At 64.3% G+C, this 17,698-nt stretch carries 15 protein-coding genes; all 15 read right to left on the minus strand.

What is annotated here, in order from left to right:
- Nucleotides 1–299: 299 nt before the first annotated feature.
- The 15 genes from flhA to motA all read right to left on the minus strand — a co-directional run bounded on the left by flhA (nt 300) and on the right by motA (nt 17,531).
- Complete coding sequence (gene flhA / locus P0D70_RS00880) at nt 300–2,402, minus strand: flagellar biosynthesis protein FlhA (protein WP_091798019.1); 2,103 nt, start codon at nt 2,400–2,402, stop codon at nt 300–302.
- A complete protein-coding gene (gene flhB / locus P0D70_RS00885) occupies nt 2,399–3,619 on the minus strand; it encodes a flagellar biosynthesis protein FlhB (protein WP_091798016.1) in 1,221 nt (406 codons plus the stop codon). The genes flhA and flhB overlap by 4 nt, the downstream gene beginning before the upstream one ends.
- A gap of 309 nt (nt 3,620–3,928) precedes the next feature.
- Entirely contained in the window at nt 3,929–5,224 is a 1,296-nt protein-coding gene (locus tag P0D70_RS00890; RefSeq protein WP_408181607.1) for a DUF3443 domain-containing protein, read from the minus strand.
- A 15-nt stretch (nt 5,225–5,239) separates the two neighbouring features.
- Nucleotides 5,240–5,794: a DUF2844 domain-containing protein gene (locus P0D70_RS00895; RefSeq protein ID WP_408181610.1), complete on the minus strand. Its 555-nt coding sequence runs from the start codon at nt 5,792–5,794 to the stop codon at nt 5,240–5,242.
- A 296-nt stretch (nt 5,795–6,090) separates the two neighbouring features.
- A complete protein-coding gene (cheZ, locus tag P0D70_RS00900) occupies nt 6,091–6,801 on the minus strand; it encodes a protein phosphatase CheZ (RefSeq protein WP_408181612.1) in 711 nt (236 codons plus the stop codon).
- Nucleotide 6,802: 1 nt separating this feature from the next.
- Nucleotides 6,803–7,198 carry a chemotaxis response regulator CheY gene (gene cheY / locus P0D70_RS00905; RefSeq protein ID WP_007179968.1) on the minus strand — a complete coding sequence of 132 codons (396 nt, stop codon included), beginning with the start codon at nt 7,196–7,198 and terminating at the stop codon, nt 6,803–6,805.
- Between the two features lie 74 nt (nt 7,199–7,272).
- Nucleotides 7,273–8,361 carry a protein-glutamate methylesterase/protein-glutamine glutaminase gene (locus P0D70_RS00910; RefSeq protein ID WP_408181615.1) on the minus strand — a complete coding sequence of 363 codons (1,089 nt, stop codon included), beginning with the start codon at nt 8,359–8,361 and terminating at the stop codon, nt 7,273–7,275.
- Between the two features lie 5 nt (nt 8,362–8,366).
- A complete protein-coding gene (gene cheD, locus P0D70_RS00915) occupies nt 8,367–9,119 on the minus strand; it encodes a chemoreceptor glutamine deamidase CheD (protein ID WP_091798001.1) in 753 nt (250 codons plus the stop codon).
- On the minus strand, nt 9,116–10,066 hold the full coding sequence (locus P0D70_RS00920) for a CheR family methyltransferase (protein WP_091797998.1): 951 nt from the start codon (nt 10,064–10,066) through the stop codon (nt 9,116–9,118). Before P0D70_RS00920 ends, cheD begins: the two co-directional genes overlap by 4 nt.
- 204 nt (nt 10,067–10,270) lie before the next feature.
- Nucleotides 10,271–12,130 (minus strand): methyl-accepting chemotaxis protein, encoded by a 1,860-nt coding sequence (locus P0D70_RS00925; RefSeq protein WP_408181619.1) that lies wholly within the window; start codon nt 12,128–12,130, stop codon nt 10,271–10,273.
- 42 nt (nt 12,131–12,172) lie between these two features.
- Nucleotides 12,173–12,709 (minus strand): chemotaxis protein CheW, encoded by a 537-nt coding sequence (locus P0D70_RS00930; RefSeq protein ID WP_091797992.1) that lies wholly within the window; start codon nt 12,707–12,709, stop codon nt 12,173–12,175.
- A 63-nt stretch (nt 12,710–12,772) separates the two neighbouring features.
- The gene (gene cheA / locus P0D70_RS00935) at nt 12,773–15,091 is read right to left on the minus strand and encodes a chemotaxis protein CheA (protein ID WP_408181622.1); all 2,319 of its coding nucleotides are present in this window, start codon (nt 15,089–15,091) and stop codon (nt 12,773–12,775) included.
- 88 nt (nt 15,092–15,179) lie between these two features.
- On the minus strand, nt 15,180–15,557 hold the full coding sequence (locus P0D70_RS00940; protein WP_408181625.1) for a response regulator: 378 nt from the start codon (nt 15,555–15,557) through the stop codon (nt 15,180–15,182).
- A gap of 84 nt (nt 15,558–15,641) precedes the next feature.
- Complete coding sequence (gene motB / locus P0D70_RS00945; RefSeq protein ID WP_091797984.1) at nt 15,642–16,649, minus strand: flagellar motor protein MotB; 1,008 nt, start codon at nt 16,647–16,649, stop codon at nt 15,642–15,644.
- Between the two features lie 21 nt (nt 16,650–16,670).
- The gene (gene motA / locus P0D70_RS00950) at nt 16,671–17,531 is read right to left on the minus strand and encodes a flagellar motor stator protein MotA (protein WP_006050895.1); all 861 of its coding nucleotides are present in this window, start codon (nt 17,529–17,531) and stop codon (nt 16,671–16,673) included.
- Nucleotides 17,532–17,698: the final 167 nt, after the last annotated feature.

Raw genomic sequence — 17,698 nt, forward strand, 5'->3', positions numbered from 1 at the left:
ACGGACCGGCAACATACCGCTTCCCATTGAGATCATTATTGCGAAACCCGTCGAGTCACGATCGATGGATAAAGACCGTTAAACGTGGGCAATTCGGGCGATGGAAACGTGCAGCAACTCACGCGCACGACGCTCGCAAGCGTGCCTTTGCCGCGCGCCCGGCGGTGCGTTCGCGGGCAGAGCATGGGCGCGGCCGTCCGCTTGCCGGATAGAGAATCGGGCGCCGAAATGAAAACCGGCGCTCATCGAGCGCCGGCAAAGAACATCGGCCAGAAGCGGCCTTCGGTGAACGATCCGTCTTACCCGTGCGCGCCGATCAGATTCACCACCTTGATATTGCGCGTGTCAGGCACTTCCGCATACGACAGCACCTTCAGCTGCGGCAGGCTGCGGCGCAGGAAACGCGCGAGCATCGGCCGCAATGCGTGCTGCACCAGCAGCACCGGCGCGAGCCCGAGGTTCTGCTGACGCGTCATTGCCTTCTGGGTTTCGTTCAGCAGCGTGTGTGCGAGCCCCGGTTCGAGACCGGGATTGGAACCGGTCGAGAGCGCCTGCGACAACACCCGTTCGAGATTCGAATCGAGGCCCATCACTTGCATGTCGCCGGTGCCCGGGAACCACTGCTGCGTGATCGCGCGACCGAGCGCGAGACGCACGGCGGCGGTGAGATCGTGCGCGTCGGTAATCTTCGGCGTGTGCTCGGAGAGCGCTTCGAGGATCGTGCGCATGTCGCGGATCGGCACACCCTCTTCCAGCAGGTTTTGCAGCACCTTTTGCAGCGTGGTGAGCGGCAGCGACTTCGGCACCAGATCGTCGACCAGCGACGGCGTGTCCTTCTGCATACGCTCGAGCAGTGCCTGCACTTCCCGACGGCCGAGCAGTTCGGACGCATGCGTGACTACGAGGTGATTCAGGTGCGTCGCCACCACCGTGCTCGAATCGACCACCGTGTAGCCGTACACCTGGGCCTGTTCGCGCAGGTTCGTGTCGATCCAGATGGCCGGCAGGCCGAACGCGGGGTCTTGCGTCGGTGTGCCCGGCAGCGCGGCGGACACTTGCCCCGGATTGATCGCCAGCCACTGGCCCGGATACGCTTCGCCAACGCCCACTTCGACGCCCTTCAGCGCGATGCGATAGCCGTTCGGCCGCAATTCCAGGTTGTCGCGAATATGAATGACCGGCGGCAGAAAGCCGATTTCCTGCGCGAACTTCTTGCGGATGCTCTTGATCCGCTTGAGCAGTTCGCCGTCCGAGTTCTTGTCGACGAGCGGAATCAGCCGGTAGCCGACTTCGAGGCCGAGCGTGTCGATCATCGTCACGTCGTCCCAGCTCGCTTCGGTGTTTTCGACCGGCGCCATCGCGGCCGGTGCGACATCCACGAGCGCCGTGGTGTTCTTGCGTTCCTCCGCGCGCTTTTTCATGGTGCGGCCAAGCTGGATCAGACCGCCGCCGAGAATCAGAAACGCGAAGTGCGGCATGCCCGGAATCAGGCCCATCAGCACGAGAATGCAGCCGGTGATCACCAGCACGCGGGGATTCGTGAACAACTGGCCAGTGAGCTGCGTGCCGATGTCTTCGTTGGTCGCCACCCGCGAGACGATCACACCAGCCGCCGTCGAAATCACCAGCGAAGGGATCTGCGCGACAAGGCCGTCACCAATGGTCAGCAGCGTGTAGTTCTTGCCCGCGGACGCGAAGTCCATGCCGTGCTGAACCATCCCGACGATCAGGCCGCCGACGATGTTGATCACCATGATCAGCAAACCGGCGATCGCATCGCCGCGCACGAACTTGCTCGCGCCGTCCATCGAGCCGTAGAACTCGGCTTCCTGCGAGACCTCGGAGCGGCGCTTGCGGGCCTGTTCTTCGTTGATGAGGCCGGCGTTCAGATCGGCGTCGATCGCCATCTGCTTGCCGGGCATCGCGTCGAGCGTGAAGCGCGCGGACACTTCCGCGATCCGCCCCGCGCCCTTGGTGATCACCATGAAGTTGATCACCATCAGGATGATGAAGACGACGATACCGACCGCGAAGTTGCCGCCCACGAGGAAGTGGCCGAACGATTCGATCACCTGACCCGCCGCATCGGGGCCGGTATGGCCTTCGAGCAGCACGACCCGCGTGGACGCCACGTTCAGCGACAGGCGCAGCAAGGTCGAGAACAGCAGCACGCTCGGGAACGCGGCGAAGTCGAGCGGCTTCATCGTGTACATGCTGACGAGCAGCACCATCACGGAAAGCGCGATGTTGAAGGTGAACAGCAGATCCAGCAGGAACGGCGGCAACGGCAGAATCATCATGCCGAGGATCATGCAGATCAGCACCGGCCCGGCGAGGGCGCGCAAATTGGTGCCGCTCAAGGCATCGGGCCGTCGAGCGAGGAAACCGGCGCGAGCGTTCATGCGGAGGCTCCTGAAGCGTCGTCGTTATCTGGGTTGGCGGGGTTGAGCGTGTCGGCGGCTTCCTGATCGGCTTCGTCGTCCGATACGCCGCCCTTGTCGAGTTCCGCGGGCACGTCGAGTTCGGTCGGCGCCATCGGCACGGCGCCGCCCTCGGTTTTGAAGCGGCGTAACTGATAAACCCACGCGAGCACTTCGGCGACCGCGCCATACAGCGGGCCCGGAATCTCGCGGTTCAGTTCCACGTTGTGATAGAGCGCCCGCGCGAGCGGCGGCGCTTCCAGCAACGGCACGTTGTTTTCGGCGGCGATCTCACGAATCCGCGCGGCCACCAGGTTCACGCCCTTGGCGACCACCTTCGGCGCACGCATCTCGCCATCGGTGTATTGCAGCGCCACGGCAAAGTGCGTCGGGTTGGTCACCACCACGTCGGCCTTCGGCACGTTGGTCATCATGCGGCGGCGAGCAATCGCGCGCTGCTGCTGGCGAATCCGGCCTTTGACGTGCGGATCGCCTTCGCTTTCGCGGTGTTCGCGCTTCACTTCTTCCTTCGTCATGCGCAGCTTTTTGTGGAACTGCCACAGTTGATACGGCACATCGAGCGCGGCGACGACGAACATGCCCGCTACCGTCATGCCACAGCACACGGCGATCAGATGCGTGCCGTTGGCCAGTGCGAGCTGCAATGGCTGGGTCGCGAGCGCGAGAATCTCTTCACGGCGATTCCAGATCGCGGTCCCGCCGATCACCCCGACTACCAGCGTTTTGACGAGAGACAAGCCGAGCTGGATCGGCCCGTTGATCGAAAACATCTTGCCGAGGCCGGCGATCGGATTGAGGCGGTCGAACTTCGGCTCGAGGCCTTTGGCCGACAACTGCCAGCCGCCGAGCGCCATCGGCGCAAGCAACGCGGCCGCGCCGGTGAAGCCGAGAATCGGCAGCAGCGCGTAGAGCCCTTCGCGACTCGCCACGCCCGCGCCGATCATCATGCGGCGGGTTTCGAAAGCGCCGGCATGATCGAACGTGAAGGCCGCGCGCAGCATGCTCTGCAAATGGTCGCCAATGCTGCCCGACATCCCCCACACGCCGAAGAACCCCGCCGCGAGCAGCGCAAACGTGGACAGTTCCCGCGAGCGCACGATCTGCCCTTCCTCGCGCGCCTTCTGCAGGCGCCGGGGAGTGGCTGATTCGGTTTTCTCGAGGTCGCTATCCTCTGCCACAAAAGCTCTCCAGTCGGCTGAGGCACGGCGCCTCTTTCCAGTGAGAGCGATTATTCCCGCTCGACGCAAGCACCGATCGGCGGATAAGGGCGGAGAAAGGGGGGTATTTCGAGGGATGAAAGCCCAGGCGCGCCAGTCGGTCCGCCTTGCTGGCAGCGCCGGGGCGGCGCAACGGGACGGCTTCGGGTGGCTCTGGGCGAGCAGTCAGCATGGGGCCGCCCGCAGCGCCCGCTCGCGTTCGGCCCCGACGCCCACGCAAACTCGCGCGGACGTCGGACGGACCCTCAACCGTTCAGTGCCGCGCCTTGATCAGAAGGCCACGTAAGGCGTCTGGCCGCCGCTTGCGGTCCGATCGAGGCCATAGTAGACGTGGCGGCCATAGAAGAACGGCAGACCGAGATCGAAGCTGCTGTTGCCGCCGATCTGTCCGGCGAGGTCGTTGAACGCATAGTTGTTGCCTTTGCCGAACAGCGTGGCCGCGCTCAGAATGCCGATGCTGGCGCTGGCCCGGCTATTGTTCAGTCCGACCAGCGTCACCGAGCGGGTTTGCGCGGACGACGGGCAATAGAAGCCCGCATAGTTGCTGCCGCACAGCGTGAGGGAGCTATCGGCAAAGAAGTAGCCGTTCGAGCCCGAATCGAGGAACGCCTGCACCGTCGCGCCATTGAACACACTGTTGTTCAGATTGCCGTAGGTGTCGGTGGTGAAGACCTGGGCGCCGGTGAGCGCATTGTTCGACTGCGTACCGATGCCGAACACTAATGTGCCGGTAGCCGAGGGCGCGCCGGTGTCCGGCACCGGCGGCATCTGCACGATCACACCGTTGTTGTCGGTCGGGAAATAGGCGACCGGATTAGCCACCTGTTGGGCGAGCGGCACCGGCGTGCGGGTACAGGAGGCGCCGCCCGGACACGCGAAGTAGTTGCTGTAATTCGCCGCCGTCGACGCATTCGCGCAGGTCGCGCCGCAATCCGTGGTCGAGTTGCCGATGCCGAGAATGCCGTTGGCGCCGAGATCGCCGACCGTGTTTTGCGGCGAGCCGCTGCCACAGCCAGCAGTAGGCACGGTGCTGGAGTCCTTGTCCCCGATGATCTGCAGCGGGATCGCCGCCGTGGTTCTCTCACTGCCGATCGCGATGGTCGCGGTGCGCACGGTGCCCCACGTGAAGCCGTCCGCGAAAGTCGCGCATTCGGCGAGCTGCGCGCCGCTGCCGCTGACGGTGCCGACGGGCAACGCATTGAGCACGGAAGCGTTCAGGGCCGAGCTGACCACGCGCAATCCGAACGAGCCGGTATCGACCTGGATATTGTTGATCGTCTGGCAATTCGAGCTTGAGCCAGGCGCGCAGATGGTCACGCTGACCGTCGGAATATTGACGACCCCACTTACGCCCGGGCCAACTGTGATCGGCACGGTGTTCGCCGCAGTCGCGGCGATCGGTTGCTGGATCGGGCTGGCCGGCAGCGAGCCGCCGTTCAGCGTGGTCGACGAATCGCCGGAACTGCCGCCACCGCCGCCGCACGCGACGAGCGCCGATACCAGCGCCAGGGCCGCGACAGCCTGCATCCAACCCTTGAACTTCACAGCAATATGCTTGGTTCGCATGTCTCGTCCTCGCTATTACTGGATGTCGGAACCGCTGACGCCGGCGGGCAACGCCGGGGGCAACCACGCCTGACCGCTGAACGCGCCCATATGTCCGCCGGAGCGCACCACGAGGCTGCTCTGGTCGACCGCGACAGGGCCACGGCCACCGCCGCGCGACGCGCGTGCGGCCTTCACGCCGGCCACGTACTGCGGGAAATAGGTGCCTAACAGGTCGTTCAGATCCGGCATTTGCGGGCCGTGCCATGCAATGCCGAAGACGGAGCCGTCCGCGGCAAGATACTCGCGAATCACAGTGCCGCTGCCGAGCGTGGTTTCACGCACGGTATAGGACGTGGAGGAAGTGGAAGCCGAAGCGGAGGATGCCGCGCTGGACGCGGAGCGCATCACGCTTTGCGCCGCATTGGCGGCGCCGCTACCGGGCTGAATGGTGCGGGACGAGACGGACGCGTCCGAAGGAGGCGTCATGGGGGTGCCGCCCAGTCCCGCATGAGCGGACTGCACGGCGATAAGCGAACAAGGCAAGGCAAGCGCCGTAACGATCCCGGCGCGGCGTACACGACTCCACATGACGAAGCTCCTCCCGATCTGCTGCTCGGCTCGCATCCGCGCGAACCGGCTGCATTTATGCAAATCATACGACACGGCTGCGGTGGCACCGCGAGGAGGTTCCCCACCGTGCCACCGGCCGGAGGCAGCCTCCTCCGGCACGCCGTGGCGCTGCTTGAGGTCGTAGTATGCCTGTGGTTTGTGTCCGCGGGCAGCAAGCACGCGCGAAGGCGTGGCTTGCTATGCGTCATCGTCCTGTCGCGCGACCCGGTGCGGCGGTCCGCGAAGTGCAGCAGTGGTGAGGCGGCTTCGGCAGGTCAGAAGCCGAGGCTGGCCAGCAGATCGTCGACTTGCGACTGGTCCTGCACCACATCCGTTTTGCCTTCCGGATTGATCTGCGGGCCGTTCAGCAGATGTTCGGGGCTGCCGGTCGGCGAGACTTCGGCCGCCAGCGCCGCCGCGTTCGCCGCGAACTGCTCGCGCCGTTCGAGCGCGATGTTCTCGACCAGCACGCCGAGCAGTTGCTGCTCGATCAGGTACACGACATCCGTGATCTTCTTGATGACCTGGCCGGTCAGATCCTGGAAGTCCTGCGCCAGCATGATCTCCATCAACTGCGCGTTGGTCGCGCTCGCCGCCTCGGGCACGCCGCGCAGGAAGGTTCGCGTGTCGTCCATCAGCGCGCGCACTTCCTCGCGCTCGATCGGCGCCGCGTACCACTGCTCCCAACGCGCATCGAGTTTGCCCGCGTCGTCCTTCAACTGTTCCTGGAGCGGCTTGGCGATGTCGATCGCGGACAGCACGCGCTCGGCGGCCTGCTCCGTCATATCCGCGATGTACTTCAGACGGTCGCGAGCATCGGGCACGGCTTCCGCCGCACGTTCGACATGCTTGTCGAGCCCAAGCTCACGCATCGAGTCGCGCAGCGTGCGCGTCAGTTGTCCGATACGGGCGAGGATACGGTCGGACGCGAAGTCGCCGCTCTCATTGACCGCTTCGGCGCCTTGCGCGTTGGTCGGCAGATTCACATCAGCTCCCGGCTTTGGCCATCTTCTCGAGAATCTTGTTGAGCTTCTCGTCGAGCGTCGCGGCCGTGAACGGCTTGACGACATAACCACTCGCGCCGGCCTGAGCCGCCGCGATGATGTTTTCCTTCTTCGACTCGGCCGTCACCATCAGCACCGGCAGGTGCGTCAGGTTGGCGTCGGCGCGGATTTCCTTGAGCATGGCCAGACCGTCCAGGTTAGGCATGTTCCAGTCGGAGATCACGAAGTCGTACGTGCCTCCGCGCAGACGCGCGAGACCGGCCTGGCCATCTTCGGCTTCGTCGACGTTCGAGTAGCCAAGCTCTTTGAGCAGGTTGCGGACGATCCGGCGCATCGTCGGAAAGTCGTCAACCACCAGAATCTTCATTCCCTTATCCATTTCATTCCCTTTGCTTTTTCCATGGTGCGGCGCCTGACTGCCTCAAACCGCGTCTCAAATCCTGCTGGCGCGCATCATACCCGCTGAACGCGATCGCCCATCGACGACAGACGCGCCATCACACGCCGGCTCATTTCCGGCAACGACGCGATCTCGTCGGCCGCGCCGAGCGCAATCGCTTCACGCGGCATGCCGAACACGATACAGCTCGCTTCGTCCTGCGCAAGGGTATACGCCCCTGCTTTTTTCATGTCCAGCAGTCCGGCGGCGCCGTCGCGCCCCATCCCGGTCAGAATCACCCCGACCGCGTTCTTGCCCGCGTGCTGCGCGGCCGAACGGAACAGCACATCCACTGACGGACGATGCCGGTTCACCGGCGGTTCGTCCGAAAGGTGAGCAATATAGTTCGCGCCACTGCGAGCAAGCAACAGGTGAGCGTGGCCGGGCGCGATATACGCATGTCCCGGCAGTACGCGTTCGCCGTGCTCTGCCTCTTTAACGGTAATCCGGCACAAACCATTGAGGCGTTGCGCAAAAGATTTTGTGAAGCCCGGCGGCATATGCTGCGCGATCAGCACGGCGGGCGCATCCGGCGGCAGCGGCACCAGCACTTCGCGGATCGCTTCGGTGCCGCCCGTCGATGCGCCGACGATGATCAGCTTCTCGGTACTGAGCAGCGGATTGTTGAAGAGCGGCGCGGCGCCGACCGGCGCATGCGCGGCATGCGTGGCCGCGTGCTGCACCGGCGCGGCCTGTCGCACGCGCGCGCGGGCCGCCGCGCGAATCTTGTCGGCGAGCTTTTCCGAGTAGTCGAGCATGCCGTCGCGAATGCCGACCTTCGGCTTGGTTACAAAGTCGACCGCGCCGAGTTCCAGCGCGCGCAGCGTGATTTCGTTGCCGCGCTCGGTCAGCGACGACACCATCACGACCGGCATCGGCCGCAGGCGCATCAGCTTCTCGAGGAAATCGAGGCCGTCCATGCGCGGCATTTCGACGTCGAGCGTCAGCACGTCCGGGTTGTGCTGCTTGATGAGCTCGCGCGCGACCAGCGGGTCGGGTGCGGTCGCCACCACCGTCATGTCCGGCTGGCCGTTGATGATTTCCGTCATCAGGCTGCGGATCAGCGCCGAATCGTCGACGCACAGTACTTTGATCTTTTGCACAGCGCTCACGCCTCCTCTGTAGTTCTGGCGTTGTTTGAGTTAATCGGGCGCGGCGTGGTCCCGAACAGCTCGACCTTCGGGCGGCCTGCTGCGGGCGTCGAAAACAGCTCGACCTTGGGTTTCGACGCGGCCGGCGTCGAGAACAATTCCACCCGCTTGCGCGCCGCGGCGAGCCGCTCGGCGCGCGCTTGCGCGCTTTGCCGCATCAGCGCCTGTTCGCGCTCGGCCACGCCCGCTTCCTGCTGCAGGCGCAACTTCTTCACCATCACCTGGCCGGTGCGCGGCATGAACGCCACCTTGCGCGGGTGCGAGCCCTGCAAGTCCTCGGCGACGATGCGGATCTTTTCGAGCGCCAGATAGCGGCGCACGAACTCCGAATTGCGATCGCCGATGTTCATCGTGGTCATGCCCGCGAGCACCGCGCCGCCGCCGAACACCTTGGCTTCGAAGCGCTCGCGCCGGCCGCCGGCCTTGATGAGTTCGTTGATCAGCACTTCCATCGCGTACGCACCGTAGCGCATCGAATCCGATGCGGGCTGGCCGACGTCCGCGCCGTCGTCGGGCAGCATGAAGTGATTCATGCCACCGATACCCGCCGTGCGATCCTGAATGCAGGCCGCCACGCACGAGCCCAGCACGGTGACCAGCACCATGTCTTCGTGGGTGGTGTAAAACTCGTTGGGCAACAGCTTCACGCCGGGGCGCTGGAAGTGGTTGTCGTAATACAGATTGGTCGCGATCGGCAGGGCGCTGCTCATACCGTCACCCCGCTCGTCGTGTGGCGCGCCGCGGTTGCGCTCGTGCGTGCCGCCGTCCGCTCGCCGGCGGCGTCGCGCGTCAGTTCGTAGACGGTCTGGCCGCGCAGCTTGAACGCTTGCGTGACGTACGTGAAGTTTTCCGAATGACCGGCGAACAACAGCCCGCCCGGCTTCACTAGCGGCTCGAAGCGTGCGAGCACTTGCGCTTGAGTCGGCTTGTCGAAATAGATCATCACGTTGCGGCAGAAGATCGCGTCGAATTGCGAGCGCAACTGGTAATCGCGGTCGGTCAGGTTCAGTTGCTGGAAGCGCACCAGCGCGCGCACTTCCGGACGCACCTTGACCATGCCGGCATGCGCGCCGGTGCCCTTCAGGAAGAAGCGTTTGAGCCGCTCGGGCGACAGGTGCTTCACCTGGTCGAACTGGTACATGCCGGCTTCGGCCTTGGCCAGCACCTGCGTGTCGATATCGGTGGCGAGCACGGAGGCCTGGCGCGCGCCGCTCTCGCCGAGCGCTTCGATTAGCGTCATCGCGATCGAGTACGGCTCCTCGCCGGTCGAAGCCGCCGAGCACCATACCGAAACCGGCTGCGCGCGGCGCGGCACGAACTCGGCGAGGATCGGAAAGTGGTGCGCTTCGCGAAAGAAGGCCGTCAGATTGGTGGTCAACGCATTGGTGAACGCTTCCCACTCGGCCGGATCATTCTCCGCTTCCAGCAGATCGAGATACTGCTTGAACGTGTCGAGGCCGCGGGTGCGCAGACGGCGCGCCAGCCGGCTATACGCCATATCGCGCTTGTGATCCGACAGCGAGATGCCCGCGCTGCTGTGAATCAGTTCGCGAATACGGGCGAAATCCGCCGACGTGAACTCGAAGTCCCTTCCCTGTTCGCCGGACCTAACCGGCTCCGCCCGTTCGGGACGGTGCTGTGCGCGCGTTGCCATCATGAAGATTCCTGCCTGCGATACGAGCCATCCCGCTTTCCGCCCAGGCCGTTTGCCTGAGAAGAAGGGATTGTGTTCGCGGGGTCGCGCCCGCCCGCGAGTTCTGGCAACACGCAGTCGGCCCGCGACACGCTGCTAAAGCGTGCTTCGATGATTCGCCCCTCATGGAGCGAGATGTCGAATGACTGCATGTCTTTGTGCCACTTCCTAGAATGTTTCCCAGTCCGCGTCCGAGCTTGCCGTGGCCGCGCTGACGGCGGCCGGACGTGCTGCGGATTCGGATGGCGCACGGGCCGGCTTCGGCTTGAGCGCCGGTTCGACGCGTGCCGAGCCTGCATCGTGATTGACCGACGCCTGCGCGGTGTTCGTTGCCGCCGTAGCCGCAACCGGATGCGCTGCGCCGTGCGCGGACGTCTGCGGCGCGGCTTTGGCGGCCGGCTTGCTCTTGCTGCCGGTGACGCGAGGCTGCGCCGTGTGCGGACGTACCGCTGCGCTGCTGCGCACCGCCGGGCCGCCGGCCACTTTCCAGCCGTTCACCACCGCCTGCAATTGGCGCGTCTGATCTTCGAGCGAAGCAGCCGCGGCCGCCGCCTGTTCGACCAGCGCCGCGTTCTGCTGCGTGACTTCGTCCATCTGCACGACCGCGCGATTCACCTGTTCGATGCCGCCCGATTGCTCCTCGGACGCCGCGCTGATTTCACCCATGATGTCGGTCACACGTCGCACGGCCTGCACGATCTCATCCATCGTGGTGCCCGCGCGGCCGACCAGCGCCGAGCCGCTTTGCACCTTGTCGACCGAGTCGCCGATCAGTTCCTTGATTTCCTTCGCGGCACTGGCGCTGCGCTGCGCGAGGCTGCGCACTTCGCCGGCCACCACGGCAAAGCCGCGGCCCTGTTCGCCGGCGCGCGCCGCTTCGACTGCCGCGTTCAACGCGAGAATATTGGTCTGGAAGGCAATGCCTTCGATCACGCCGATGATGTCGACGACCTTGTTCGAGCTGCTCGCGATATCCTGCATGGTCGTGACGACCTGGCTCACCACGTCGCCGCCGCGCGTGGCGATATCGGACGCATTGACCGCCAGCTGGCTCGCCTGACGCGCGTTCTCGGCGTTCTGCCGCACGGTGCCGGTCAGTTGCTCCATGCTCGACGCGGTTTCCTGCAACGAGGCAGCCTGCTGTTCGGTGCGCTGTGAGAGATCGGTGTTGCCCATCGCAATTTCGCGGGCGCCGGTGTCGATCGATTCCGTGCTGCTGTGAACCGCTTTCACCATCGTCGACATGCTGTCCTGCATGCGCTTGATACCCGCGAACAACCGCCCGATTTCATTGCTGCTGAATACGTTGATCGTCTCCGACAGATCGCCCGAAGCAATGCGCTCGAAGCATGCGGTCGCGTCGGCGAGCGGCTGCACGATCAGGCCGCGCAGCGCGAAACGGATACCCACCACCATCAGCAGCACGAGCGCGGTGATGGCGATGATCAGCGTGGTCATCAGCGAGATGTTCGATTGCGCGCTCGCCTGCTGATCCACGGCGTGTTGCTGCAAGCTCTTGATCACAGCGGCCGCGGCGTTGTCGTAAGCCACGAACCACGGACTGATCTTCGTGTCCGCGACGGCGTGGTAGGCCGCCAGATCGTTCGCGCGCAGCGCGGCGAACTCTGCCTCCATGCCGTCACGCATCAGCGCCGTACGGCGCGTCAGCAGTTCGTCGAGTTGCGCCTGCTCCACGCCGTTTTTGGGCGCGTCCAGATAAGCCTGCCAGCTCTGATTGCCCTTGCCGTACAACTCCTGCGCACGATCGAGCACCTTCTTCGCCTGCTCCGTGTCGCCCGCCGCGCTCAACGCATTGAAGCGGTCCAGCGACACGCGCGAGCGCAGTAGATACGACGAAGCTTCGTCGAGCGCATGAATGGCGACCAGATCGCCGCGTGAAATGCGGTCGAGCGACTGGCTCGCGCTATTCAGCGCGGTTAGCCCAAGTACGCCGACCGTCACGGTCAGCGCGACCAGAATGATCCCCACCATCGTCAACGACGTGCGAATCGACCACCTGCTCAACATTTCGATGCTCCCTATCCCAATCGTTCGTGAAGGCTGCCGCCGTTAGACGCCGAGCGTTTCGATCAGCGCCATTTCGCGGCTGGTCATGAGCTTCTCGATGTCCATCAGGATCAGCATGCGGCCGTCGACGGTGCCCAGCCCCGTGAGGTACTCGGTCGTCAGCGTGGCGCCGAATTCCGGCGCGGGCATGATCTGGTCGGTGGCGAGCGTCAGCACGTCCGACACGCCGTCCACCACCATCCCGACCACGCGGTGCGCGACGTTCAGGATGATCACCACCGTCTGGTGGTCGTACTCGACACGGCCCAGATGGAACTTGATGCGCATGTCGACGATCGGCACGATGATGCCGCGCAGATTGATCACGCCCTTGATGAACTCGGGCGCATTGGCGATACGCGTCACGTTGTCGTAGCCGCGGATTTCCTGCACCTTGAGAATGTCGATGCCGTACTCTTCGGCGCCGAGCGTGAAGACGAGGAACTCCTGACCGCCGGCGTCTGCCTGCTGCACGTCGCGCCGGCCAGTCGTACCGTTCGCGTTAGCGACGCTCGAATTGATGGATTGGACTTCTGCCACGTTAGCCCCCAAACGGTTGGGATGAAATGAGTTGATTAAGAGTCGAGACGAGTTTGACCGGCATCATGCGAGGCTCATCGCGCCATGCGCGTTGCGCGTTTCGCGGTTCAACGCGGCCACGTCGACGATCAGCGCGACGCTGCCGTCGCCGAGAATGGTCGCGGCGGAAATGCCGTGCACCTTGCGGTAGTTCGTTTCCAGATTCTTCACGACCACCTGCTGCTGGCCCACCAGTTCATCGATCAGCATCGCAAAGCGGCGCCCCTCGGTTTGCATGATGGTGACGATGCCTTGCGTGGGTTCCTGCTTCGCGTCTTCGACGTTGAACACTTCGTGCAACGCCACGAGCGGCAGATATTCACCGCGCACCCGCACCACACGCTCGCCGTTGGCCACCGTGTAAATATCTTCGGCTTGGGGTTGCAGCGACTCCATCACGAAGTTCAGCGGCAGAATGAAGATCTCGTTGCCGACCTTGACCGACATGCCGTCGAGAATCGCCAGCGTGAGCGGCAACACGATGCGCGTGGTGCTGCCCTTGCCGGCGTGCGAGGTGATTTCCACGTGACCACCCATCGACTGGATGTTCCGCTTCACCACGTCCATGCCGACGCCGCGGCCCGACACGTCCGTGACCTGTTCCGCTGTCGAGAAGCCCGGCAGGAAGATCAGGTTCCAGACTTCTTCGTCGGACATGGTCTCGCTGACCTGCATGCCCTGCTTGGCCGCTTTCGCGAGAATCTTGTCGCGGCGCAGGCCCGCGCCGTCGTCGCTCACTTCGATGACGATGTTGCCGCCGTGATGCGCCGCCGACAGCACCAGCTGGCCGGTCGAATCCTTGCCCGCCGCGCGCCGCGCTTCCACGGTTTCGATGCCGTGGTCGAGACTGTTGCGCACGAGGTGAGTCAACGGATCGATGATCCGTTCAATGAGGCTCTTGTCGAGTTCGGTCGCCTGACCGAAGGTGACGAGTTCCACTTCCTTGCCGAGTTTCGCCGCCAGATCGCGCACGAGACGCGGGAAGCGGCTGAACACGTAATCCATCGGCATCATGCGGATCGACATCACCGCTTCCTGCAGATCGCGCGCATTGCGTTCGAGCTGCGCCATGCCGTTGAAGAGCCGGTCGTGCAACGCCGGGTCGAACGTGCTGGTGGTTTCCGCGAGCATGGCTTGCGTGATCACCAGTTCGCCGACCAGGTTGATCAGCTGATCGACCTTTTCCACGCCGACGCGAATCGAGCTGCCTTCTGCGCCGCCTGCCGCCGCAGCCGGACGTGCCGCCTTGCGGTCGTGCTCGGCGGGCGCGGCCGCGCTTGCGGCTTGTGTCGTTGCGGCTTGAGTTGCTGCTGCCTGAGCCGGCGCCGCCGCGCCAGTCGCCGCTGCGGATTGAGCCGCGGCAGACGCCGGTGCGGCCGGTGCGTCGAACAGGCCGCGCGTGGCTGCCGAAGCGGGCGCAGCGGTGCCGGCAGCCGGTGCCGGCGATGCTGCGTGTTCCGCCTGATGGGCCGGTACTGCTTGCGCCGGGGACGAATCGGCAGCGTCGGGCGTTCCAGGTTCGCCTTGCTGCGTCTCATCCGCCGGTGCGGTGCCGCGGCCGATCACGATCTGACTTTCGTCGATCACGAAACAGCACACGGCGATGATGTCGTCGGAGGTCACATCGGTCGCGAGCCACAGCGTCAAATCGCCGCCGCTCTTGACCTGCCCAACGATGTTGCCCAGGTTGCCGAGCTCTTCGGCCAGCAGTTCCTGGTCCTTCTCACCAACGCCCCGTAGCGTAATTTTCAGATGGGGACCGGCGCTGTCATCCGCACCGCCGGCACCCGCGGCTTGCCCGGTCTGTGCCGGTTCGCCGTCAGTCCATCCACCCGCTGCCTGCACCGCCTGTTCGACGACGTGCTCCGGCGCGGACCCTCCCTGATTTGCCTCTGTTGCAATGGGTGCCGCGGCTGCGGCAACCGGCGCCGCAGCGGGCGCGCCGCCGCCGACGCTCTCCGCGTGCAGCCGTTCGAGCTTCGCGCAGATCGCGCGGGCAGTGGCCGCATCCGGCTCGGCGCTCGCGCGGTAATCGGCCAACTGGCCCGACAGCACGTCCTTGGTTTCGAGGAACGTGTCGATCATGTCCTTGCGCAGCACGAGTTCGTTATTGCGCGCGCGATCGAGCAGCGATTCGAGAATGTGGGTCGTTTCCGTCAGCGCGGTAAAGCCGAACGTCGCCGCGCCGCCCTTGATCGAATGCGCCGCGCGGAAAATGGCCGCGAGGTCTTCGGGGTCCGGGTGCGCGATATCCAGATTGAGCAGCAACTGCTCCATCTGCGCGAGCAGTTCGTCCGCTTCGTCGAAAAACGTCTGATAGAACTGAGTGATGTCGAGTGTCATGCCTTGGTCACCGCGAGAGTTCCTGTCTAGGCGTGGGCTACCGTGCCGCCGCGTCGAGAGCTTCTATAACTGGGTCTATGAGTGGTGCTTATGCGTGATCTGGCTCGGCTAACGCCGCCACCAGTTCGGTCAGCATGTCCGGGTCGAGGGGCTTTTCGATCCAGCCGGTCGCGCCCGCAGCCCGCGCCGCTTCCTTGAACGGCTCGCCCGATTCCGTCGTGAGGACGAGGATGGGCGTGGCCTGGTAAGCCGGGTTGTTGCGTAGCGCGGCGATCAGATCGAGACCGGTCTTGCCCGGCATGTGCTGATCGGTGAGCACGAGATCGAACGACATGGCGAGCGCGTTTTCGAGCCCTTCGTTGCCGTCTGCCGCGAGCGTCACCTCATAGCCGGCCGTCGTCAACGTGGCGGCAAGAATCTGCCGCATCGATGCCGAATCGTCGATTGCCAGGATGTGCCTGATCATGAAAACCTCGCTGCACCTACGCTATGGATCGCTCCGCGCTCCGCGCCGGTAGGGCGCGTGAGCCAGCGGAACGATCGCTGTCTGTTACTGGGCCGCCGGCGCTACCGCCGGCAACTTCGGGGCAACCGTTACCGGTTGCGCAAGCTTTTGCAGCAGCGGCTTGGAGCCGGCCGCGTCGTCCGACAAGGTCGTCGTGGTGGAATCGTCGTGATTCAGCGCATCCTCCGACTTCCTGTTCAACACGATGATGCTGATGCGGCGATTCTCCGGATCCATCGGGTCCGCCTTGTTCAGGTTTTGCGTCGACGCGAGGCCGAGCACGCGCATCACCTTCGCTTCATCCATGCCGCCGGCGATCAGTTCGCGGCGCGACGCATTGGCGCGGTCCGCGGACAATTCCCAGTTGCTGTAGCCCTTCTCGCCGCCCGCGTATTGCGCGGCGTCCGTGTGTCCCTGCACGATGATGCGGTTCGGCACGTCGTTCAGCGTGTGGCCGATTTCGCGCAGGATGTCGCGCATATACGGCTCGACCTGGTCTTTCGCGGTCGCGAACATGGGCCGCTTCTGCGAGTCGACGATTTCGATACGCAAGCCGGTCAGCGTCGAATCAATGCGGATCTGCTGCTTGAACTGGCGCAGCACCGGATTCGCTTCGATCGCGGCCATCAGCTTGACCTGCAGATCGTGCAGGCGAACCTGCTCGCGACGCTCCAACTCGCCCTGCAATTGCTTCATCGACTCTTCGCTGCCGTGCACTGCGGTGTGTTCGGAACGGTTGTTCGCACCGTCGCTGGAGCGCGTCACGCCCTGCGCGTCGGTCGAAATGTCGCGGCCGCCGCCCTTCAGGATGCTCGAATCCTCCGCGCTGCGGTCACCGCCCCACAGCGTGATCTTCAGCGGCTGGTTGAAGTAATCGGCAATGCCCTTCAACTGCACCGTGGACGCCGAACTCAGCAGCCACATCAGCAGGAAGAACGCCATCATCGCGGTCATGAAGTCCGCATACGCGAGCTTCCAGGCGCCGCCATGGTGGCCGGCTTTCTTCGGCGCGGCGCGCTTGACGACAATGGCGCGGTCTTTGTCCTTGCTCATGGGTTCGGTTTCCGGTGGCCTTTACTTGGCCTTGACGCGGCGCACGTGCTCTTCCAGCTCGGCGAACGACGGGCGTTCGGTCGAGAAGAGCACCTTGCGGCCGAACTCGACGGCGATCGCCGGCGCGTAACCGTTCAGGCTGGCCAGAATCGTCACCTTGATGCACTGGAACATCTTGGTCGACTCGGTCACGCGCTGTTCGGCGACGCTCGCGAGCGGCCCGATCAGCCCGTACGAAAGCAGAATCCCGAGGAAAGTGCCGACCAGCGCCTGGGCGATCATCTCGCCGAGCACCGCTGGCGGCTTGTCGGCGGAGGCCATGGTGTGCACCACGCCCATCACCGCGGCCACGATACCGAACGCCGGCATCGCGTCGCCGACCTTGTTCAGCGCATGCGCGGGCGCCTCGCCTTCCTGGTGGTGCGTCTCGATCTCCTCGTCCATCAGGCTTTCGATCTCGAACGCGTTCATGTTGCCGCCCACCATCAGACGCAGGTAGTCGGTGAGGAATTCGATGATGTGATGGTCGGCAAGAATCTTCGGGTATTGGGTGAAGATCGGACTCTTCGACGGATCGTCGATGTCCGCTTCCAGCGTCAGCGTGCCTTCCTTGCGCGCCTTGGCCAGCAGGACGTAGAGGAGCGCCATCAGCTCCATATAGACGTCCTTGTTGTACTTCGCGCCCTTGAACAGGGTCGGAATGACGCGCAGCGTCGCCTTGATCGTCTTCATTCCGTTACCGAGAATGAACGCGCCGACGCCAGCGCCCACGATCATCAGCACTTCAACGGGCTGCAGCAGCGCGCCGAGATGGCCGCCTTCCAGCGCGTAACCGCCGAAAACGGACAAAAGCGTCACGAGTGTTCCCACGAAAATCAGCACTGCCGAGCCCTCACAAAGAAGCGACGGTGACCGTCGTTATTCAGGTTTACGGCAAAGGAACAGAAAACTTTGGTGGAAATGTGGCTCGGCGATCCGGTGTAAACCAGAGGTCGAGGTCAGCGGCCCGGTTCAATCGGGCCTTGGGCGAGCGGGCTGGAAGGCCCGCC

The sequence above is a fragment of the Paraburkholderia sp. RL17-381-BIF-C genome, assembly GCF_046026435.1.
Lineage (GTDB): Bacteria > Pseudomonadota > Gammaproteobacteria > Burkholderiales > Burkholderiaceae > Paraburkholderia.